Source organism: Novipirellula artificiosorum, from assembly GCF_007860135.1.
In the GTDB taxonomy this organism is placed as follows: domain Bacteria; phylum Planctomycetota; class Planctomycetia; order Pirellulales; family Pirellulaceae; genus Novipirellula_A; species Novipirellula_A artificiosorum.
On record NZ_SJPV01000002.1, the window covers coordinates 89,582 to 111,159 of the forward strand.

General features: G+C 55.5%; 17 protein-coding genes. 8 read left to right on the forward strand and 9 right to left on the reverse strand.

Annotated features, from left to right (window positions below; all coding sequences use genetic code 11):
• Positions 1 to 77: 77 nt before the first annotated feature.
• From Poly41_RS06140 to tsaD, 4 genes are all read right to left on the reverse strand, one after another.
• The gene (locus Poly41_RS06140) at positions 78 to 1,115 is read right to left on the reverse strand and encodes a CPBP family intramembrane glutamic endopeptidase (protein ID WP_197231107.1); all 1,038 of its coding nucleotides are present in this window, start codon (positions 1,113 to 1,115) and stop codon (positions 78 to 80) included.
• A 569-nt stretch (positions 1,116 to 1,684) separates the two neighbouring features.
• Positions 1,685 to 2,539, reverse strand: coding sequence for a menaquinone biosynthesis family protein (locus tag Poly41_RS06145; protein WP_146525070.1), 855 nt, complete (start codon positions 2,537 to 2,539; stop codon positions 1,685 to 1,687).
• Positions 2,536 to 3,156 carry a futalosine hydrolase gene (gene mqnB, locus Poly41_RS06150; RefSeq protein WP_146525071.1) on the reverse strand — a complete coding sequence of 207 codons (621 nt, stop codon included), beginning with the start codon at positions 3,154 to 3,156 and terminating at the stop codon, positions 2,536 to 2,538. The genes Poly41_RS06145 and mqnB overlap by 4 nt, the downstream gene beginning before the upstream one ends.
• A 4-nt stretch (positions 3,157 to 3,160) precedes the next feature.
• A complete protein-coding gene (gene tsaD / locus Poly41_RS06155; RefSeq protein WP_146525072.1) occupies positions 3,161 to 4,222 on the reverse strand; it encodes a tRNA (adenosine(37)-N6)-threonylcarbamoyltransferase complex transferase subunit TsaD in 1,062 nt (353 codons plus the stop codon).
• 151 nt (positions 4,223 to 4,373) lie between these two features.
• On the opposite strand from tsaD, the gene rpmA reads away from it, so the two are divergent.
• Positions 4,374 to 4,619: a 50S ribosomal protein L27 gene (gene rpmA / locus Poly41_RS06160; RefSeq protein WP_146525073.1), complete on the forward strand. Its 246-nt coding sequence runs from the start codon at positions 4,374 to 4,376 to the stop codon at positions 4,617 to 4,619.
• 107 nt (positions 4,620 to 4,726) lie between these two features.
• Here the strand turns inward: rpmA and Poly41_RS06165 are convergent, their stop codons facing one another.
• Positions 4,727 to 5,116 (reverse strand): hypothetical protein, encoded by a 390-nt coding sequence (locus tag Poly41_RS06165; protein WP_197231108.1) that lies wholly within the window; start codon positions 5,114 to 5,116, stop codon positions 4,727 to 4,729.
• A gap of 205 nt (positions 5,117 to 5,321) precedes the next feature.
• Here Poly41_RS06165 and Poly41_RS06170 point away from each other — a divergent pair, with 205 nt between their 5' ends.
• On the forward strand, positions 5,322 to 6,104 hold the full coding sequence (locus Poly41_RS06170; RefSeq protein ID WP_146525074.1) for a 4'-phosphopantetheinyl transferase family protein: 783 nt from the start codon (positions 5,322 to 5,324) through the stop codon (positions 6,102 to 6,104).
• 83 nt (positions 6,105 to 6,187) lie between these two features.
• Complete coding sequence (locus Poly41_RS06175) at positions 6,188 to 6,844, forward strand: tellurite resistance TerB family protein (protein ID WP_146525075.1); 657 nt, start codon at positions 6,188 to 6,190, stop codon at positions 6,842 to 6,844.
• Positions 6,845 to 6,849: 5 nt separating this feature from the next.
• Here the strand turns inward: Poly41_RS06175 and Poly41_RS06180 are convergent, their stop codons facing one another.
• On the reverse strand, positions 6,850 to 8,094 hold the full coding sequence (locus Poly41_RS06180) for a PP2C family protein-serine/threonine phosphatase (RefSeq protein ID WP_231615455.1): 1,245 nt from the start codon (positions 8,092 to 8,094) through the stop codon (positions 6,850 to 6,852).
• Between the two features lie 488 nt (positions 8,095 to 8,582).
• Here Poly41_RS06180 and Poly41_RS06185 point away from each other — a divergent pair, with 488 nt between their 5' ends.
• Entirely contained in the window at positions 8,583 to 9,821 is a 1,239-nt protein-coding gene (locus Poly41_RS06185) for a competence/damage-inducible protein A (RefSeq protein ID WP_146525076.1), read from the forward strand.
• A gap of 63 nt (positions 9,822 to 9,884) precedes the next feature.
• Here the strand turns inward: Poly41_RS06185 and glgX are convergent, their stop codons facing one another.
• Complete coding sequence (gene glgX, locus Poly41_RS06190) at positions 9,885 to 11,975, reverse strand: glycogen debranching protein GlgX (protein ID WP_146525077.1); 2,091 nt, start codon at positions 11,973 to 11,975, stop codon at positions 9,885 to 9,887.
• 582 nt (positions 11,976 to 12,557) lie between these two features.
• On the opposite strand from glgX, the gene purM reads away from it, so the two are divergent.
• The 4 genes from purM to Poly41_RS06210 all read left to right on the forward strand — a co-directional run bounded on the left by purM (position 12,558) and on the right by Poly41_RS06210 (position 19,807).
• Positions 12,558 to 13,622: a phosphoribosylformylglycinamidine cyclo-ligase gene (gene purM, locus Poly41_RS06195; RefSeq protein ID WP_146525078.1), complete on the forward strand. Its 1,065-nt coding sequence runs from the start codon at positions 12,558 to 12,560 to the stop codon at positions 13,620 to 13,622.
• Positions 13,623 to 13,878: 256 nt separating this feature from the next.
• On the forward strand, positions 13,879 to 16,023 hold the full coding sequence (locus tag Poly41_RS06200; protein ID WP_231615456.1) for a carboxy terminal-processing peptidase: 2,145 nt from the start codon (positions 13,879 to 13,881) through the stop codon (positions 16,021 to 16,023).
• A gap of 266 nt (positions 16,024 to 16,289) precedes the next feature.
• The gene (locus tag Poly41_RS06205) at positions 16,290 to 17,624 is read left to right on the forward strand and encodes an endo-1,4-beta-xylanase (RefSeq protein WP_146525079.1); all 1,335 of its coding nucleotides are present in this window, start codon (positions 16,290 to 16,292) and stop codon (positions 17,622 to 17,624) included.
• 440 nt (positions 17,625 to 18,064) lie between these two features.
• Positions 18,065 to 19,807, forward strand: a complete 1,743-nt coding sequence (locus tag Poly41_RS06210; RefSeq protein ID WP_231615457.1) for a S41 family peptidase — start codon at positions 18,065 to 18,067, stop codon at positions 19,805 to 19,807.
• Here the strand turns inward: Poly41_RS06210 and Poly41_RS06215 are convergent.
• Together Poly41_RS06215 and Poly41_RS06220 are read right to left on the reverse strand one after the other, a co-directional pair.
• Positions 19,791 to 20,552, reverse strand: coding sequence for a glycosyltransferase (locus Poly41_RS06215; RefSeq protein ID WP_146525080.1), 762 nt, complete (start codon positions 20,550 to 20,552; stop codon positions 19,791 to 19,793). The genes Poly41_RS06210 and Poly41_RS06215 overlap by 17 nt on opposite strands.
• On the reverse strand, positions 20,552 to 21,511 hold the full coding sequence (locus Poly41_RS06220; RefSeq protein WP_146525081.1) for a class I SAM-dependent methyltransferase: 960 nt from the start codon (positions 21,509 to 21,511) through the stop codon (positions 20,552 to 20,554). The genes Poly41_RS06215 and Poly41_RS06220 overlap by 1 nt, the downstream gene beginning before the upstream one ends.
• Positions 21,512 to 21,578: the final 67 nt, after the last annotated feature.

Genomic DNA, 21,578 nt, shown 5'->3' on the forward strand with positions numbered 1-21,578 from the left:
CGATTTGTCGACGAAGCGATGTCCACCTGCGAAAGGAACCGCGGCAGCCGTGAGCCGGAACTGCCCGCGGCAATCGGTTAGGCGGCGGCCAAGTCCGTGGGACGGCCGTAATAGATCGATGCCATGATGACGGTCGTCACCCCTAGGATACCAAAACCGACGATGGAGAGTGAGATTGTAAGCCCCGGCGCGCTCAAAACTTCCGTCTGGTCCGCAGGTGCCAACACCACCGCCACCACGCTGGTCACATTGTTGACGAAGTGAGCAAGCATGGCCGGAAATAACGATCCGCTTCGCCACGAAAGCCAGCCTAAGTAAACGCCGAGCGGAAAGACGGCAATGATGTGAACAAAATCCATGTGAAATGCCGCGAACAAAAACGAGGACAAGAAAATGCCGAAAAACGGGCCCCACGATTTTGTCAACCGAGTCTGCACGTAGCCGCGAAAGACTAGCTCTTCACAGATCGCGGGTGTGGCGCCAATCAACAATGCGATGGGAATCAAGAAGCCACTTTGGCCGTGAAACCGAAACGCATCGGACATCTGCTTCAAATTCTCGCTGTCCTCCAAAAACAGTCCGACCGCTACCGACGAAACCAACCCAACCAGCGGCGTGGCTGCTGCGGCGGCCAGCCAAACCCAGATCGGCCAATGTCCGCGAACCAACGAAAGCCGTTGGCACGTTTCCACTGGCGACAATTTCGCGGCCACCAACGTCGGCAAAATCATGCACAGTTGAGGGATTAATATCAGCATCACCACGCCGACTCGCGATTGAAACACCTCGGCAAACGCTTCTGGATCCGTAACGGTCGCAGGGGAAAAGGAGCCGTGAACCCATGCAAACGCTAACATCACGACCACGGTGCTGACCACGATGAATACCGCCAACGTGGCGCAAACAACCGCGATAGGAGTCCACCAACGTGGCCGCTTGGCCAAACGCCCGACAATCAGCGGCTCGCGTTGCGACTCGTCGGGGTACGCCTCGTAGGGATTCGAGAGAGGATTCTCCGTGTCTGCCCTTCCCTCGCCCGGTGATGCCCAGAGCGATTCGGGGGGGCGAGATTCGGACGGACCGAGCGGACCTGGGTCGGACGGATGAAAATCCATAGAACTACTGGAACGTGTCGCGAAAATGTAGGGAGCGTCCTGACAGTGTACGCGGTTGGCACGTCCGCGTCTTGTCGCTTCCCATCCAATCATCGCCGCGTCGATGCGAAGTCGAGTCCATTACCGCGAGGGACCTGCGGTAAACAAGTTTCGGATTTCACCCTCCCGCGAGGAGGTCGCGCAGTTTTAAGCTGTAACTGCTGCAGTGTTTGGGTATCCAACCACCCCTGCCCGCGCAGCGGGAGGGGTCGAGCGAAGCGAGGGGGAGGGCCGGTATAGAAACGGTGTTGCAGTTTCATGCTGTAATCGCAGCCCGTTTTCCCTCTCCCTCCGTTAGCCTCGTGAGGGGGCAGCAACCGAAAACCCTCTCCCGGCGTTTAGACGCCGACCTCTCCCAAAGGAGAGGTAACGGTACCGTAACTCCTCGATAAAAAACGACTAATAACTGCACGACCTCCGAGCGGGAGAGTAAAGAGAGAGCCGTACCACGCAATCTATTTACCGAACGTCCCAAGCGGTTAGATTCCAGAGACCAAGGTCGACGCGCAGCGTCGCACCCTGGGGCCGCTTCAGCAGTCTTTTCCCGGGCAAAAGACCTCGATCCCACGACTTTGGATCCCTGCAGCGGCGGCTCGATTGGACAATTCGGAGAGCGCTCGGCCGCCGATTTCCCCCAAATTGACCGTCCACTCGTTGACATACAGGTCGACATGCTGCATCAAGATGTCGTCATCGAAGAATTGAGCATAGCGGCGCATCGTTGGCAGTGCGGAGCTGCGATCCGCCAACGCATAGCGCAACGATTCTTCGACGACCGATTGAATCGTCGCAATCGTTTCAGCCGGCAAACTCCGCCGAGCCACCAAGCCACCCAGCGGCAAGGGGCAGTGCGTCTCCGATTCCCACTGAGTTCCCAAGTCAACGACACAACCCAGGCGTTCGGTTTCCCATGTGAATCGCCCTTCGTGAATGCAAACCCCGTAATCGGCCTCGCCCCTTTTTAGCCTTGGCATGATTTCGGAAAATACACACTGCCGAACGGTCGCGGTATCCCGATAGAACAGCTTGAAAAGCAAGGATGCGGTCGTGTGCCGGCCCGGGCAAAGTACGATCTGCTGCGGATCGGTCGGCGCGTTCAATCGTTGTGGTGATGACGACAACAGCAGCGGCCCGACACCGAAGCCGAGAGCCGCTCCGGTGGGGAGCACCATGGTTTGATCCGCTAACAATAGCGCAGCATGAAAACTCGTCTTCGCCACGTCAAACTTGCCACGAAAAAGGGAGTCGTTGAGTTCTTGAATGTCGTGCAAGTGCACGCGAAAATCGAGCCCTCGCCAATCCACAAGCCGGTGCATCAGCGCGTGAAAGGTAAAGGTATCGTTAGGGCAGGTCGAAATGCCAAGCTCGATCGTTTGCTGCTTCATCGGTTCAGTAACTCGGCGGCTGATTGTAAGGCGGTCTCCATCTGCCAAGCAGAAAGGTCGCGGTCCCCGGCGTGATTGGAAATGCCGCGAATGATTCGAAGCGGCACGTCGGCCAGACGGCACGCCAGCGCCACGGCGAAGCCTTCCATGTCTTCGGCGACCACATCGGAATATCGACGGAGCCGACGGTTGGTGTCAGCTGACGACGCGGAGGTCGCGCAAACGCTCAGGAGCCCGAGATTCGACGTGTCCGATTCGAGTGCGACACGATCGGTGATCGCCGACTTCCCATCGATTTCGTCCATCTGGTTCCATCCAAGGTCGGCTGCGGAAAGATAGTCCGCCCCCGTCCCCACTCCGATGCCGTCGCAAATCACATGGCCGAATTGATAGGCGGATCCCATTTGACAAACATCGCTAAGAGTGCCAGCGATTCCAACCAACGTGACACGAGTCGGACGGAGCGTTGCGATCAGCTGAGCCGATCGAGCCGCGGCGCCGATCGCGCCGAATCCGCAAACGTGGATCGAGGTCTCTTCACGCCGATGGATCAACGGCTCGAGGATGCCACGTTCCAACAAGGTTGGAATCAGAACCAAGTGGGCTGAATTCATCATGCTCTCAGAACCCTCGTTGCAAGCCGGGCGTGATGTCCAAGTCGAGTGATGCGAAATCACCTCGCCGGATTTTTTCCCATGCGATCGCACCCATCACGGCATTATCCGTACAAAGCTCGGCTGGCGCAATCGTCAATTCGAAACCATCCTTTTTTGCCGCGTCGTTCAATCGTTCACGCAAGTACCGATTCGCAGCAACACCGCCACCGACAATCAGTTTTCGAACACCCGTCTCTCGGATCGCTCGGCAACTCTTTCCGACCAAGACGTCGACAACCGCCGCCTCAAACGAAGCACAGACGTCGGCTTTGACTTGGTCTGCCAGTTTCAGGCTGGCGAAATCTTGCTGGCCAGGACCGGTGATCGCATAGCGAACCGCTGTTTTCAGGCCGCTAAAGCTGAAATTGAAATGGGGTTGGTGAATCATCGACCTCGGAAACGGGTACGCGTCGCGATTTCCCTTGGCAGCGAGCTTGGCAACCGCGGGGCCACCGGGAAACCCGAGGCTGAGCATCGTTGCGACTTTGTCAAACGCTTCACCTGCCGCGTCGTCGATGGTGCCGCCGAGGTACTCTAGATCCAAAGGGCTTCTGCAATGGTAGAGACTCGTGTGCCCGCCGCTAACGACCAATCCTACGCTAGGATATGCGGACGATTGTGTTCTATCTCGGACGCCCGAAAGGTGGCACGCGTACAGGTGTGCATGGAGGTGATTGATTGCCACGAGAGGTTTGTTCCAGGCGATCGCCAGCGTCTTTGCCGCGATCACGCCGACCAGCAGCGAGCCGGCTAAGCCAGGCCGATCGGCCACTGCGATGGCATCCAAATCGGCAGGATTGATGCCCGATTGTCGTATCGCAGTATCGATGACAGGCAAAATTCGCTCCAAATGGGCCCGTGCAGCCACTTCCGGCACGACCCCGCTGAACCGCTCGTGCAGGGTTTCTTGCGTTGCGATGCATTCCCCGAGCACGCTGCAGTCGCCATCGATCACCGCTGCAGCAGTCTCGTCGCAAGTCGATTCGATTGTAAGAATGGGCAAAACAGGAGGCCTAAGTGGGTTCATTCGGTGAATGGGAAGCAGGAGCAAGGTGCTGACGAGACAAAATGGGACCTCGACAGCCTTGAACAAATGCGGCCAAGTCGGTAAATTGCTGCACTTCCCATACAAGCATAACGCTGGAAATCAAAGCAAAGAAGATACAAGGGTACTACTGATGGCACATAAAAAGGGACAGGGTTCGAGCCGAAACGGTCGCGATTCGAATGCTCAACGCCGTGGAGTCAAGAAGTTCGGTGGCGAAGCGGTTCGTGCCGGACATATCTTGGTTCGCCAGGTTGGAACGAAATTCCACGCGGGCAAAGGGGTTGGCCAGGGCAACGATTACACGCTGTATGCATTGGTGGATGGCAAAGTGATGTTTGACCGCGAAGGCCGGCGGATCAACATCGTGACCGCATAGTTTGCCTGCGACAAGCAAGAAAGCGAAACGAAACCCCTGGTTCGGCGTTGAGTCGAATCAGGGTTTTTTATGGAGATAAGGTCGATCGATTCTCTGTGATGGTCTTTTCAAGTGTCGAGGGTGTCTTGCCGCTGAGGTCGACCCGCCCCCGTGTCGATGGTCGCCGGTGGTGTCAGCCCCAGGATCTCGATCCGACGATCCATCTGCTGAACGAGCGATTGGACAATCGCGATTCGGGTATCGAGTTCGGCACACAGCTCCCGTTGGGTTTCAAACATTGCCACTTGCCACCGTTGTGTTGCAGCTGGGGCATCCGAAAGCGGCACGGCCGGCTGCTTTTGCTCGCGAATCGCTTTCAATTCCTTGTTTGCGACCCTCGATTCTTGGTTGACTCGCTTTCGCATGCGGATTTGGCGACGCGCGAGCACCCAGCCGAGCATGATAAAGCCGGCTACCATCAATAGTTGCGCCTGTTGCATTTCGGCTAGAATGGTCATGGTGGCTGGGGCGGTAGGGAGCGAAGTGACAAAAGGGGTGGTTGAAACCCTCTTCGGTCTTTGATCGACACAACCGCCGCTGTTGCTGTGGTCGGTTCGAATCCATTCGGCTTGGCCCGACATTGACAGCTCTTTGGGATCATCCGAATCTACGGATCGTTCGGACAAATCCGTGTCATTTCCCAGTTCCTTTCGTAGCCTCGCGATGTGCCAATCTTCAACCGAACCCTTTGAATCCATTCATGTTTGGCATGCGACCAGTTCCCACACGGAGCCAGGTGCGGTTGAAACGTACTGCGAGCGTTTTCTTGATCCGGGCGAGCAAGATCGGGCCAATCGATTTCGAGTGGCGACAAGTCGCAATCAGCATGTGATCGGTCGTGGTATGGCGAAGCACTTGCTCGCTCAGGCGGTCATGAGCGAGGGAATTCATCCGAGATCCATCCGTTTCTCCGCTTTGCCACATGGCAAACCGATCGTGAAGACGCCACCGGATCTCTCGCTGCCCTTCAACGTGGCTCACACCAATGGATTGGTATTGTGTGGAATTGGTGATCGGAGTCTTTCCCTGCTCGGGGTCGATGTTGAACAACTGGAACGGCAACCGGATCCCGAACTTGCGATACGGTATTTCTCCGCGCCCGAAGTCGAGTACGTTTACTCCTTCTCCTGTCGCGATCGCCGCAACGAAGCTTTTCTGCGTGTTTGGACATTAAAGGAAGCCTTTATCAAGGCAATTGGCACGGGGCTGCATACTCCGCTGAGTGACTTTGCATTCGAGAACATTGACGATCCCTCGCCCACCATTCGAATGCTCAGCCCAACGTTGCCCAGCGCGGGGACTTGGAAGTTCTTTTCCTTCACACCTCGCGACGCCTACATTGGGGCGATTGCGGTCGCAACGGTGGACGATCGACCGGCTTTGTCGATGGAGTTGTTCGACTTTGACACGGTTGTCCGCGGTGTAAGATCCGATGTCGTACCTTGAAAATTTCGTTACAATCAAGCGGCGATTGAAACATCGCATCCTCATCTCATCCTTCGAAACATTTTGAACAAAGGGTCTCGACCATGGACGCAATGGACGTACTTGGAGCTTTACTTGGGCGAAAAACACAATCGAGTGGGCCAAGCGCCGACATCCTGAAAGACATGCTGGGTGGCCGAGAGCGGCCGGCGCCGGCTCCGCCGAAATCGCGGACCTCCACACGCATGCAACAGCCCAATACGATCGATGGTGCCGCGAAGTCGCTTGAGGACATCTTGGGCGTTTCCAAGAACCATCATCAAACGCAGCAGCAAACGCGAAGGACTGCCCCAGCACCGGAGGCTCATCTTCCTGAGCGGAAACCGACGCCCGCCGACGCACCGATGAACGCGCAAAGCGAGGTCTTGGTTCGCGCGATGATCAGTGCTGCAAAGGCGGACGGTCAGATTGACCAAGCCGAACAGGAGAACATCTTGAAGCAATTTGGCCAGGTTTCTCAGGACGAAATCAACTACCTTCGTGCCGAGTTTGCGAAGCCGGCCGATGCCCGCGCCGTTGCCTGGTCCGTCCCGCTCGGGATGGAAGAGCAGGCCTACACGATTTCGTTGTTGGCGATGGACCTGGATGAGAATAAGGAAGCTCAATACCTTGGCGAGTTGGCACATGGGCTACGTTTGTCGCCGCAAAAATGCAACGAGCTGCATCGGCAATACAAGGCACCCGAGATTTTCCAAGCCTAGCAACGCTACCGGTCAATCGCCGTCTCGTTGGCGGCCCGGTTGTTCAATTCACGCAATTGGTGCATGGTTTCGATAATCGCTTCGGCTTGCAAGCGGATCGCGAGTTTTGAATCACGATGGGTGATCGCCTCGTCCCCCTGCTGTTGCAGCTTGTCGATTTTCTGCCAATTCATGAGCCAATTGCGTTCGTTCGCTGCCGTTCTTAGCTCTTCAACGGTGTGTCCAAGCCGCTCATACAATGCTTTGGTTGGTTGAGCCTTGTAGCGCCGATACGGCCCTTTTCCACCAGGGATTTTTGGCAACGGTAGATTTTGTACGGTTGGCTGTGATTGAAGGAATTGGGTCAAGCTGACCGCAGCCGCAATCAATCCAAGGATGATGGCAACGATCATGGGACCCCAAGCCTCGGTGAGCCCAAGCGCCAAGGCGCCGAGCAGGCAAACACCGATCGTGCCAAGCAGCAGCGGCGAGACCGCTGGGGCGTCATGTTTCGGTTTGCGGCTTCGCGCTACGGAATGGTTCGAAACGTTCGCGTAGGAATCTTCGACACGAACAATGATCACGGTTGAATTGTCAGGCCCACCGCGGAGGTTCGCCAGATCGACCATCACGCGAGTGGCCAAATCTTCGGGCAAACAGTCCATCAGCGTTGCGATTTCTTCGTCTTCGACTTGGCCACTCAATCCATCGCTGCAAAGTAGGAATCGGTCGTTTGCGAAGATCTCAAACGGACCTTCAATGTCAACGTCGACCACCTGATTCGGGCCCAGCGATCGGGTGATTACGTTTTTGGGAATCGAGTGACCGATGGCACTATCCGGATCGATATTTCCACTGGCTTCGAACTCCCAAACCAATGAATGATCGAACGTCAATTGCTCCAACATGCCGGCTCGCAATCGATACACCCGCGAATCTCCAACATGAGCGACGATCGCACCCCGGGGCATCAAGACCAACGAACTTGCGGTCGTCCCCATATTGTGAAATTCGGGATTCTGCTGACCTCGGCGAAAGATCTCGGCGTTCGATTCGGCCACCGCCGCCCGGAGGGCTTCCGAGCAATCATCAAGCGGTGAGCGAAAGTACTGCATCGCGATATGGTCGGTGGCCAAACGGCTCGCCATCTCACCTGCGGCGTGAGCCCCCATGCCATCGGCGACGACAAACAGGTGACCTCGATCCTGAAATCGTTCTGCAGTGGTGGCAGGCAAGCACGCCAACGAGTCTTGATTGTTCGCCCTTCGCATCCCGACATCGGTTAGCTGCGAAAAAGCGATTCCAGAATTCCAAGTTTCCGACACAGAAAGAATGACTCGCGACTTAGGAGGTAATCATTTAGTCTCGTTGCGCTCTCAGTGTACATTGTATCGCGGGCCGAATGAATCACCCACTGCGGCAGCCCCATTTCACCCCAAATCCGGTCGATTCCAGCCATGTTGGCCACGTTTTTGTTCCTCGTTCTGCTTCATCCTGTTTATCAAGCGGCTCAAACCGACTCGGCTGTCGGGAAATCCGAATCGAAATTCGATTCACGGTCAAGAAGATCGACCCCTTGGGATGACGGATGCCGCGATAGTGCCAGCGTACGAACTCACCGAGCGTTTGCTTTCTGAACGTGGCTAGGGCCAGTAAAACCGAAGGTGGATGATTGGGCAACTGTCCAAGACTGCGATCACGCTTACAATCGACCGGCCGACGTTGCCGCTTATCGAATCCCTACCCCTTGATAAATTCCATGACCGAAACGAACCATCGCAAACCAACGGCTGAAGTGATCTCGATTGGCGATGAGATGACCAGCGGCGCGCGACTGGACACGAATGCCCAGTGGCTCAGTCGTCGGCTAGCAGAACTGGGCGTCGAAGTCCTGTTTCACACGACCGTTTGCGATTCGATGGATTGTAACGTGGACGTGTTCCGTACAGCGGTTCGCCGAGTCGATGTGGTCGTGTGCACGGGCGGCTTGGGTCCCACACGGGATGATTTGACTCGCGACGCCTTGGCCGAAGCAAGCGGCAAGGTCTTGGAGTTTCGCCAACAAGCGATGGACAAAATCGAAAGGCTGTTCGCGACGCGGCAGCGTCCGATGTCGCAGCGGAATCGGTTGCAAGCGATGTTTCCAAAAGGCAGCACGACGATCCCGAACCCACAAGGCACCGCACCGGGGATTGACCAGACGTTCGATCAAGGCGACGAAACGACATGTCGCGTCTTTGCCTTGCCTGGCGTGCCGGCGGAAATGAAGCCGATGTTCGATCAGACGGTTGCACCAGCGATTGCAATGATGACGGGGGGTGGCAGCGTGATTCGCAGTTTGGTGATGAAGTTTTTTGGAACGGGAGAGAGCGCGATGGAAGAACGGCTTGGCGAAATGATCTCGCGCGACCGTATTCCACGAGTCGGAATTACCGTTAGCGCCGCAACCCTGTCACTTCGCATCACCGCCTCGAGCGATTCAGCCCTGCGATGCGATCAGATGATTGCAGAAACCAGAGACGAAATCATGAGTCGAGTTGGCGATTTGTACTTTGGGGAAGGCGAGGACTTCGAGCAATACCACGCCATTGACCAGTTGCTGCGAGGGCGCAAGGAGTCGTTAGTCGTCGTGGAACTTGGCTATGCTGCTCCACTTGGCGATTGGTTTGCGACCTTGGGAGTGACGCCGACCTATCGCGGCGGCATTTCGCTGGCGACATCAGGTCAGTTGATGCGGTTGACGTCGGCGGCGAGCTTCGACGCATCGCTGGATGAGATCAAGTCACGCTTCGATGCCGATTGGCTATTGCTGGTCGATCCCTATCCGGCCATCGAAGAGGCTGATCGATCCGGGATGCCCACCGCGGATGTGTCGATCGTGGTCGTCGATCCGACGGGACAACGACACACCACGTCGACTCACATCGGTGGGCATCCTGAGATTCTGCAACCGCGAATTGCCAAGTCTGCGATGGCTTGGCTGCGAACATGGTTGTGAACCCAGGGGGCGACGCGGAGCGGCGCCCTCCCAGGGTGACTTGCCAATGAAGTTCCGCAGTCTCTAAAACGGCTCTCGTTGGCTGACGTAGACCTTCAAAGAATGGCAAGGGATATCGATTACACGGCTGCTCGGCGGCATCGGCCCATCAAGATCGGGATAGATGTCCTCCGGCGATTCACCAGCCGTATTGATAAACAGGTTCCATTTCATGCCACGGCCCACTTCTGGCAACATAAAGTTCCGGTTTTGCCCCGTGCTGTTGAACATCATCACGAGATCGCGACCAAGTCCTTCTGGGTCATCGATGCGACTGGGTGCAGCGATGTACGCGACCATCGCCAACTCCTGTTGTCCCCAATCCAGTGGCGTTCCGGCTGGCGAATACCACGAAACGTCAGGGATTTTTCGCCCGTCGACCGGTTTGCCCGTCAGGAAATGCTGTCGACGGACCGTTGGCTGATCCCGTCGGAACTGCGTCAACGTCTGGACGAACCGCAGCATGTCCGCGTTCTTGCCGACCAATCGCCAATCGAACCAACTGATGTCACTGTCTTGGCAGTACGCGTTGTTGTTACCTCGTTGGGTCCTGCGAATCTCGTCGCCTGCGACCATCATCGGCACACCCTGACTTAGCAGCAGCGTCGCCATCATGTTGCGAACTTGGCGACTTCGGATGGTGCGAACCCCTTTCTTTCGCGTCGGTCCTTCCACACCGTAGTTGTCGCTGATGTTGTGGTTATCGCCGTCGCAATTGTTCTCGCCATTGGCCATGTTATGCTTGTGCTTGTAGGCGACCAGATCATTCATCGTGAAGCCATCATGGCTGGTGATGAAATTGATGCTGCAATGGGGCGGCCGTCCGGCGTGTTCATACAGATCACTGCTGCCGGCCAAGCGTGTTGCCAGTGCTCCGAGCGTCCCGCCATCGCCGCGCCAGAAACCGCGAACGTCATCTCGATAACGCCCATTCCATTCAGCCCAGCGATGGTTGCCAAAGGAACCGACTTGATAGGCACCCGCCGCGTCCCAAGCTTCGGCGATGACCTTGGTGTTCGCCAACAACGGGTCTTCGGCGATCAATTCGACCATCGGCGGATTGGGAATCAAATTACCATTTCGATCACGGCTAAGAATGCTTGCCAAGTCGAAGCGGAAGCCGTCGACATGGTAATTGTATACCCAATGTCGCAAACAATGGAAAATCATCTCGCGGACAACGGGGTGGTTGCCGTTGAGCGTGTTCCCACAACCGGAATAGTTGCAGTAATGCTTGCCTTCGCTAAGGATATAGTAGATTTGGTTTTCGAGACCCTTAAACGACAATGTTGGACCGTTTTCGTTGCCTTCGCAGGTGTGGTTGAACACAACGTCCAAAATCACTTCGATGCCGGCTTTGTGCAACGCCTTGACCATCTCCTTGAACTCATTCACTTGAGAACCAGGAGCCTTGCCGTGAGCATAACCGCGGTGCGGCGAGAAGAAGGCCATCGGGTCATAGCCCCAATAGTTGGGCCGAGCCAATTTTTCGCCCATCGGGTTGTGGATCGGGAACTCGTTGATCGGCATCAATTCGACCGCAGTGATGCCAAGCGACTGGAGGTAGGGGATCTTCTCAATCACCCCCAAATAGCTGCCGGATGCTTTGACCTTGGCCGTGCGGCTCTTGGTAAAACCCTTGACGTGCATTTCATAGATGATCGATTCGCTGATGTCATGGCGGAGATGCCGATCGCCTTCCCAATCAAAGCTGTCATCGATCACGACACACTTGGGTGGACGGACAACGCCATCGGTGCTTTTCTGGAATGTGCCCGCGAGCGCTTGAGCGTAGGGGTCGATCAACCGGGCAGCACCATCGAAACGGTGTCCATGCTCAGGATCCCACGGCCCGCTGGCTTGGTAGTGGTAAAGTTGTCCCGCAGCCAAATTGGGGACATGCATACTCCACACATCGCCTCGACGATGATCGCCCGGATCGAAATCGATGATTTCGGCAGGCTCGAGATCATTGACTTTGTTGTACAGCAAAAGTCGCATGCTGGTCGCTGAGCGACTGAAAACAGAAAAATCAACGCCAGTGTCCTGCAGCGCAGAGCCATACGGCATCTGATAGGTAAAGTGCAGATCGGGGCACGGCTGTTTCATGAGCATGTTGCAGGTTCCTCTTCTTGAGTGCCAGACGCCTTCAATGGCAATTGACCGCTTCAGCCGTAAATTGCTTCCATTGCCATCGAACACGTTTTGAGTGAGCGAGTCTTACAGAAGCGACTATCGGCTAGTTCGATCGATGCGGTTAGAGCGTTTTTTGGTGGTTTGGGGTTGGGTGTGCATCTTTCGTGCAATCAAGCGATTGCGGTCGATGATCTCACATCCAACGAATCAACCCTACCACGAGTCACCGGCGGTGACGGACAAAGCCCATCAGCGGCCAAAAAAACATGGACTCACCAGGTGTGAAGCGCCGTCTAGCGACTTGGTAACAGAGAAACCTCCCAGTCGGTTTAGTGAAACGTTTACGGTTAAGGGAACTAAATGATAACGAAGTCGGCTCGTGGCGAGGACAGGGCACGGCCCACCGGGGCACGATTCTACCATTACGGGCATTTGTTGTGCCGATCGGCCACCGCTACCACAACCGCCCTCTTCGCGTCATGATAAAGACGCCATGATATCAGGGCCGAGCGACGTGTTTCCTGGTTACCGATTCCGAGAAAAAAGAACTGAATTTCACCGATGGCTGCAACTTACAAAGACGCTGGCGTGGACCTCGATGTTTACGCCGAATCGATGCGGCGGTTGCCGCGATTGATGCATCGCACGTTTAGCCCCCGTGTGATCCCGAGTGATGGTGGATTTGCCGGTTTATTCTCGCTCGATTTTGACGGGAAGCTGTTCGCGAGAAAGTATCGTGAACCGGTTTTGGTCAGCGGAACCGACGGGGTGGGCACGAAATTGAAGATTGCCCAGCAGACGAATCGCCACGACACCGTGGGTATCGATTTAGTGGCCATGTGTGTCAACGATTTGATTTGCACCGGAGGAGAGCCGCTGTTTTTCCTCGACTACGTCGCGATGGGGCGCGATGATCCCGCACGGCTCGAGCAAATCGTGCAAGGCATTAGCGATGGTTGCGTTGAGGGCGACATGGCGTTGTTAGGCGGGGAAACCGCGATCATGCCCGATATGTACGCAACGGACGATTACGATTTGGCCGGTTTCGCCGTGGGTGTGGTGGAACGACGCAAACTGATCGACGGGCACTTGATCGGCGAAGGTGACGTGGTGTTGGGACTCGCTTCGAGCGGCTTGCACAGCAACGGCTTCTCGCTGGTCCGCAAAGTCATTGCCGATGCGGCGCTGGGATGGGATGCCGTGCCGAAAGAACTCGGTGGTCGTACCTTGGCGCAAGCCTGTCTGGAACCGACTCGAATCTACACCAAAGTGATCCGTAGCGTCCAAATGCATTACCGGGTCAAACAGGTCTTGCACGGATTGGCGCACATCACCGGTGGTGGGATCGAAGAGAACTTGGACCGGATTTTGCCAAAAAACGTCGACGCGGTGATCGATCCGAGCGGCTGGGAACTGCCTGCGATTTACCAATGGCTTCAAAAGACCGGCGAGATTGAAACGTCCGAAATGCGCCGCGTGTTTAATATGGGGATCGGAATGGCGGCGGTCGTGAGCGAGTTTTACGCCGACAGCATCATGACAAAAATTCGCGCCGCAGGAGTCCCCTGCCATCAAATTGGCAAAATCACGGCGGGAACGGGAACCGTCCAATATGCGTCTACGTAATTATCTCTGTAACGAAGAATCGGCTGACAGGGTAAAATAGGGCAAAAAACGGAGTTGCCCGAAACTGCCTGCTTTCCTACCATCACTCGTCAGAGCATTCGATCTTCGTTGCAGCTGTGGACGATGACGCGGTCACGAACCCACGCCAAGAATGAATTCTTTGGGGCGCATTGCCCCGAATGACGAGGCCGCGGCTCGATAGCCCATCACCATCCAAATCAAACACTCGCCCACTCACTGTTTTTAGGGAACCCTTATGGATCGTCTTTTTTCGTTCTTTCCCAAACCTCTGGGATTGATGACGCTTTGTGTCGCGAGCGTGTTGCTCTGCTCACCCCATTCTTACGGGCAAGCGGGCACACAGGTGCTCGAAGGCCAAGGGATTGCGCCGGTCGTCGATACGCCGCTGTTGGCGGACCCGAAGGATCCACCCCCGATGAACATGGCCCAGCCGTCGGCTCGCGATTCCATGGTTTCCCGGCTGATCGCAACCTTGATGCCTCGAAATCACATTTCGTCGCAAGAACTGAATGATGAGATCAGCCAACGTGCGCTCGATTTGTTTGTCAATTCGCTCGACCCGATGAAATTGTACTTTTATCAAGGGGATATTGACCAATTTGCCAGAAACCGAGACCGAATCGATGACATGATTCAGGACGGCGATTTGAGCTTCGGCTACGAGATTTTTGGACGTTTCATCGATCGAGTGGACGAGCGGGTCGCGGTCGCTCAGGAGCTGCTTGATGGTGATTTCGATTTCCAACGGGAAGAACAGATCATTATCGATCCTGAGGCTGCGGTGTACGCAAAGACCCCAGATGAATCGCGTGATCGATGGCGTCGACAAATCAAGTACGCGTTGTTGGACCAAATGGATGAGGGCAAAGAGGGCGAGGAAGCACGCGATTTGCTTCGCCGCCGCTACGACCGCTATGGTCGCCGATGGCGGCAAACCGACAGCGATGACCTATTGGAAATGTATTTGTCGGCTGTCACCACCGCCTACGACCCCCATTCGACCTACATGTCCCCGGGTTCGCTTGACGATTTCCAGATTTTAATGAGTTTGAATCTTGATGGCATCGGTGCTCAGCTTCGCGAGAAGGACGGGAACACGGTGGTCACGCGAGTGATCCCGGGTGGTGCAGCGGCTCGGCATGGTGAGTTGAAGACGGACGACGTGATCGTGAGCGTCGGCCAAGACGAGGAAGGCGATTTGGTCGATATTGTTGAAATGCCCCTCAAGGACGTTGTCGCATTGATCCGGGGAAAAGCGGGTTCCGTCGTTCGGCTTGGCGTCAAACCAGGCGGAGCTGGCGAGGTGGAAATCCTTCGAATTGAACGAGCACGCATCGAATTGGAGGAATCCGCTGCACGAGGGAAAGTCATCGAGCATGCGGTCGGTGACGGTCAAACGCTGAAGATTGGCTACATCAATTTGCCGAGTTTCTATCTCGATATGGAAGCTGCACAGCAAAACAAACGAGATTTCCGCAGCAGCACGCGAGATGTGCAACGGATTTTGGGTGATTTCAAAACCCAGAACGTCAATGGCGTCGTTCTCGACCTGAGCACCAACGGCGGCGGAAGTTTAACGGAGGCGATCAATTTGACCGGATTGTTCATTGATCGTGGTCCCGTTGTTCAAGTCAAGAACGCTAATGGAACGGTGCAACAGTATGCCGACGAAGACAGCGGAACCGCATGGGACGGACCGTTGGTGGTCTTGACGAGCAAGTTCAGTGCAAGTGCGAGCGAGATTTTTGCGGGAGCGATCAAAGATTATCAACGTGGCATCGTCGTCGGCGACCCCGCAACACACGGCAAAGGTACCGTCCAGACCTTGATGGACCTTGGTCAGCAGTTGTTTCGAAACCGACGTGAGAACTACGGAGCGTTGAAGGTGACGTTGCAGCAGTTTTATCTGCCTGATGGAGAAAGCACCCAGCGCACGGGAGTTGCGGCAGATGTGATCTTGCCAAGCATCACTTCAAAAATGGATATCGGCGAAGCGGATTTGAAGTATGCCTTGCCCAACGATCGCGTCAAACCGGCATCACACGAAATGTACCATATGGTTCCCGCTGATCTGCTCGGAAAGATTCGCACCGATTCGATTGAGCGTGTATCCAAAGAAAAGGAGTTTGCCGACTTGCTCCATCGCGTCGAGTTGTACGTTCGCCAAAAAGAAAAGGACTCCATCTCGTTGAACGAAACGGAGTTTATGGCGCGGCGGAAAGAGCTTGATTCGCAAAAGGAAGAAGAGGAGAAAGAACTCGAAGCACAGATCGGCGCCGAAGAGGTTTACCGTGATTCGTTCTACAACCGCGAAGTGATCAATATCGCTGCCGACTACATCGAAGGGCTGCGGAAGCAGAATCTAGCAATCGCGCGTTAGCTGGCAATCGAGAGACTTGCGGTGGAGAATAAGCCGGCGTGGCTTCCCCACTGCCGTCCCCACCAACGAATGATTCAAGCTGCGACGGTCTCCCCCGTCGCAGCTTTTTTTTTGCGCTCGGCGATGACAACGTGTTGATTGGCCCGTTAGAATTGAGACGCTAAGCGAAGTGCAAGATGCTTAGAAGCGGTCCGGCTTGTTTTTGAGTGCCGACGACCGTTTTCCTCCCACCTTGATCCCTCCCTCCTTGACCGTTGGAATCCTTGATGATGCGAGTCCAATCCTTGTTTTGCGCTGGCCTGCAGTTGTTCGTGCTGAGCGTTTGCGTTTCTGCCAGTGATGTAACTCCAGCCGATCCAGCTGACCTTTACCGTGACGCTGACGCGAGAATCGAAAAATACCGTAAGGCTGACGTTTCCATCACGGTCTTGGATTCAGTGGGGCAACCGGTCAGCGGTGCAGAGGTGCATTTGCAACAAACACGCCACGCCTTTTTATTCGGTTCGAACATCTTCACCTGGCAGATTGAAGACGCACCTAACCTGCAGCAGGCCTACCGGGGCCAGTTTACAGACCTTCTCAACTTCGCCACGGCGGGCTTCTATTGGCCGAGCTACGAACCGGCGAAGGGCAAGACCCGGTTTGAGGATCGAGCTGCCTGCGCGCGTTGGTGCCAGCAGCAGGGAATTGTATTGAAGGGACATCCGCTGGCGTGGAACTACAGCGACCCGCGTTGGATTCCGGACGACAGCAAGGCGATCTTTGCGTTTCAGTTAGGACGCATTACCGATTGTGTCACGCGATTCAATGGCTTGATCAACACCTGGGATGTCGTCAATGAACCAACTCATGTCGACCGGCAAGAGTTCAAGGACCGCGCTCCAAAGATGACGCGGATGTGGATGGATGTGGGACAAATCGAGTTTGCCAAGTCGTGCTTCGAGGCCGCACGCAAAGCAAATCCCGAGGCAACGTTGCTGGTGAATGACTATCGTGTGGATGAGCCGTATGCGGAGGTGATTCGGCAATTGGTTGATGCCGACGGAAAGCCGCTTTATGACAAGATTGGCATTCAGAGCCATCAACATGGCGGGGCGTGGTCGAACGAAAAGATCTGGGAAACATGCGAGCGGTTTGCGGCATTCGGCGTTCCACTCCATTTTACGGAGACCACGATTTTGTCAGGGGAACGAAAGTGGCGCGCGGACGAGGATCGAACGCCATGGCCATCCACCGACGAAGGGGAAGCGTATCAGTCGAAGGAAGTCGAACGTTTTTACACCATGCTCTATTCGCATCCTTCGGTCGAAGCGATTACGTGGTGGGATTTCTCGGACTATCACGCCTGGAAGCGAGCGCCGGCGGGACTCCTTCGCGACGACATGACTGCAAAGCCCGCCTACCACACGTTGATGAGTCTGATTCATGACAAGTGGTGGACTGAGGAGCAACTCATGTCGGGACCGGATGGCAAGGCGGCTTGCCGCGCAACCTACGGCGACTACGAAGTCACGGTCACACGCAACGGCAAGTCACCGGTGGTTGTCCGTGCGACGGTTGCAAGGGAACAAGAGCGGGCAATCGTGGTGCGATTGCCATAGTGCGGTTCGACCGCAAGCGAAGCGAGCTTCCGTGAAACAGGGCTGAAACAATTTCTTGCCTTGCCCGCCAACGAGACACTGCCTATCGTTGCGAGTGGAAGCCAAGGCGATTCTTTAATCGCCATCTTGTGCAGCGGACGCACTCACGTTGAAACCAACGCGTGAAACGAGCCGGCGTGAAACATCGGTTTTGCCCGCTTGTGTCGCCCACGATCTTCACCCCTTGGGCTGCAGGACCGGAACATTTGCCTCGACCTGATTGCAACCTTTCTTAATTGCCGATCTGGTCTGGTTTTTCCGGTTTTTCAATGCGTCGTTTTTTTGACCCGGCACCTTTCGTGTCCTATATTCCCGTAGCTGTGTGGTCTGTGCGTCTTCATACGGCTTGAAACAAGCATCACCTCCCAGGTGCTTGTGGGACCTCCGCCAACCGACGCCCAATGGATTTTCCACGTATGGATTGGATCAACCAGATCTCGTGTCGCATCTCAAAAGCGTGTTGTTTTCGGATCCTGTTCGCGGCTTTGCTGATTAGCGCTTCGGCGTTGAGTTCGCTGGCACCGGCACGATCGGAAAGCAACCTTGAATCCTTTGCCGGCAGCGCTGCGGATGCAACGACCCGCAGCGTTGACAGTGCGATCACGCACGGTTTGGAACTCGAACAGTCTCGTTTGTGGGCCGATGCCGTTCGGCATTACGAGAAAGCGAATAAGAAGTTTTCCGACCACAGTCAACTTTACCAGCGTCTCGTCATTGCAAAGCTGCACTATGACGTCAACCGACGTTATCAAGACACCAGTTTCGTTCAAACGGTGGATTCCTTGTCGAGCGAGCAGGCGTTGGATCTGTATTCCGAGATTCTCGCAAACCTGAAAACGCACTACGTCGACGATGTCGATTGGGCTCGCGTGATGCTGCACGGTACCGCGGCGCTCGAAGTCGCGTTGACCGAACCAAAATTTCTCGAGCATCATCTGGCAGCGGCCGATCCGGCCGTCGTCGAGCACTTTCGTCAGAACATCCATCACGAGCTGACTTCGCGAAGCACTGCGACCCGATTTGATTTGCGTGCGAACGTCGCCTACGTCGCGTCGATCGGGGGACGCGAACTTGGTATGTCTCCCACAGCGGTGGCGTTGGAGTATTTAAGCGGAGCGGTCTCGACGCTTGATCCCTACACACGATTGCTGTCCGGTAACCAGCTTGATGAAATGTTCTCGAATATCGAAGGCAACTTCGTCGGGCTTGGGATTGAATTGAAACCTGAACGCGATTGTTTACAGATCCTATCGGTGATTCCTGGCGGACCAGCCGAAGAAGCCGGGATTGTGGCCGGCGAAAAGATCGTTCGTGTTGAAACCACACTCACCGAGGGTGAGGATTCCAATCTCGCAGCCGATCTGCTCCGCGGCCCCGAGAACTCCTATGTCTCCATCGGGTTGACGGGCGTTGACGGGGCGCCGCGTGACATGAGCGTTCAGCGGAGGCGTGTGGATGTTCCCTGTGTCGAGAACATTCATATGGTGGACCCACAGAACCGGGTCGGCTATTTGCGGCTCACGAATTTTCAGAAGACAACGACACGAGATGTTGAACAGGCGTTGTGGGACCTGCATCGCCAAGGAATGAAGTCTCTCATTTTGGACGTTCGCGGAAATCCTGGTGGTTTGTTGTCCGCGGCGGTCGAAGTCGCGGATCGTTTTCTTGGGAATGGTCGAATCGTCACGACCCGCGGCCGCAATGTACGTGAGAATTTTGATTACACCGCCCACCGTCCGAATACTTGGAACATTCCCTTGGCCGTCTTGATTGATCGCGACAGTGCGAGTGCCAGCGAAATCTTTGCCGGTGCGATTGCGGACAGTGGTCGAGGCGCCGTTGTTGGAGAAACCAGTTATGGGAAGGGCAGCGTTCAAGGCATCTTTCGAATGCAAACGGCAAAATTCGGTCTGTGTTTGACGACCGCAAAGTTCTATTCGCCAAGCGGTCAAGCGATCAGCCGCCATGGAGTCGTTCCCAATGTCCCCGTCGAACCGACCTACGTCGCCGCTCGTCCCAACGGCAACGGAGAAATGACAACCGATTTGGAAGATGCGGTCCTGCAGCGAGCCATTGCGAAGCTTTGTGAACCGCCCGCACAAGCGGAATCGTCCGAACAAAACTGGATTAGTCGCCGGCCGTAGAATCGCATCGCATTGCCTTGCGGTGGGATCTCGCCAGTCGTAGCAACGCAGCGCTGGCCTTGATCCCATCGATTGGACTCACTTTGGATCCAGCAACGTCATGCCATTGTCGCAGCGGCACTTCCAACAACTTCGGTTGATGTCCGGCTTGCTTACAATGAACAAGGTATCGCGAAAGCAACTCGATATCGAACGCCCAGCCCGAGACGAATGGAGATTGGAAGAGAGGGATTGTCCACGGCGCGTTGCGGAATACCTTCGCCCCGCATTGGGTGTCATAGACGGGGAGGTCGAGTGAGAGGGATGCTAACGTGGCAAAGGCCCGGCCCACATAGTGTCGCAACATCCTTCGCTCGATTTGATGCCCGAGCATCCGGACACGGGATCCAAGGACCATGTCAAGGGATGGATCGTGGTTTAGCGAATTGACGAGTAGCGGAAGATCTTCGATCGGCGTTGCCAGGTCCGCATCCCAATAGCCAAGCTGCTCGTAGGGCTGGTCCGCGCAAGACAGAATGCCTGCTCGCACCGCTTCGGCCTTTCCTCGATTGGCGTGATAGGAGATCAGGGTCGTGCGCTGGTTGTGCTTGTCACAAAACGCTTGGAGCACTCTTTCCGTTTCATCGGTGCTGCCATCATTGACCAAGCACAGGTGCAACTTGGGATTGGCTGACAACGCGATTGCAAACGGCTCTTCTTGAAAACGCATCGCTTCGTTGAAGCAAGGAATCACAATCGCGTGCATCAGTTCCCGTCCTTATTTGCTTCGGAATCGTTTGCTTCGGAATCGCGAGTTGTGTTTGACGCACGCTGGAGCGACCGGGGGACGTGGTCGTCGATCGCTGGCGGTTTTGGTAGATCCGCCAAGTCGATGTTGCCTGCGGTTCGGCGAAGCACCGCAACCAAGCTGACGCCATGCGGATGAGGAACCGTTTCTGGCGCCGGGGCGCCCTGCAATCCTGTTGAGAGAGCTCGTGTCAAACACGCCGCTTCGGACGCAAACACCTGCCGCAGCAAACCATTGATCCAAGATGGCGGCATGCTCAGATCGGATTTGGCAACTTCGGACGCTTGAGGAGCGACCCATCGACCGAATCTTCGAGCTATCCGAATGGCCGGTGCCAATCGCCAATTCATCCCTGAGGTCATCAATGGGCAAATGGGAAGGTTGCCCCAAATGCATGTCAATCGCGGCGCTGTGTACCGACGATAGTGAAACAAGGCCTCGTCATGACTGCTCCATAGGCTCGGATCTGCAGGCACGGTGATGACCAACGTCGCACCCAATCGCATTTGCTCTGCGATGGCCGCCACCATCCTGACATCGTCTTGAACGTGTTCGATCACGTCGAGCAACAAAACGCAATCGGCGGCGCGGATTTGGTCCGCCAAGTCCGCTGTTTCTTTATAGACGATGAACGAGCGATCCGGATAGTCTTGCTTCGCGATCCGGATTGCGTCAGCGGAAATGTCTGCCCCCGTACACTGAACAGTCTTCGACGCGGAAACAAATTGGCTCGACAATCGATTGATGGTCGCGCCGGTCCCGCAGCCAATCTCGAGAACGGAAAAGGGGTGCGGAGGGTCCGCAGCTCGCGAATCCATCAAGACGGATACCAGTTGTACGACAATCTCTTGGCGAGCCAGAAACCACCAATGTTTTTTTTCAAAAGCGGCGTGTTCAACAAAGGACTCTTCGTTCATGGATGCAGTTGTTCCGGTTAGGTTTTGCAGATAACCTGTGGTTGTCGACGATGAAATGACTTACGTC